A 523-nucleotide genomic window follows, 5' to 3' on the forward strand; every position below is an offset into this window, starting at 1 on the left:
GCGGGCACGGCGGCCCCCGGCTCCACCCCGTGCAGCACGAAGTCGATGTCGATCTCGACGGTCTCCCCGCGCCCGTCGGCCCGCAGCCCCCGCAGCGTGTACGAGCGCATCACCGCCCGCACGTCGTCCGGCAACTCCCGCCACGCCTGCCACCACCCGTTGCCCAGCTCGTAGGGAACGACGGGGGCGTCCTGCCCCGGATGCGGCAGGAACAGCGACAGCGACTGGTCCCTCCCGTCGGACAGGAAGAACCGCAGATCGTCCCCCGCGAAGGAGACGCGCACGAGAGACGGCCCCAGCCGCTCCGTCCGCACGACCTGAAGAGAGAAGAAACGGAAGGGTGCGGCTACGGCCGTCGTCATGGGGGGCTCCTGGATAGGGGGCGGGAGCGTGTGGGGTTGCGGGTTCGTCGGCGGGTGCGGGTCCGGTGGGGGCTGGCCGCGCAGTTCCCCGCGCCCCTAAAGGCAACGGCCCCTGCGGGCCGCTGAAAAAGCACGGGGCGCAGCCCCTGCTTTTTCAGGGG

1 protein-coding gene is annotated in these 523 nt (G+C 72.1%); it reads right to left on the reverse strand.

What is annotated here, in order from left to right; genetic code table 11:
• The coding region (locus AOK23_RS50890) for a siderophore-interacting protein (RefSeq protein ID WP_240496746.1) at positions 1–362 on the reverse strand (362 nt) is incomplete at its 3' end.
• Positions 363–523: the final 161 nt, after the last annotated feature.

It is taken from the genome of Streptomyces torulosus, assembly GCF_001419765.1.
GTDB lineage: Bacteria > Actinomycetota > Actinomycetes > Streptomycetales > Streptomycetaceae > Streptomyces > Streptomyces torulosus.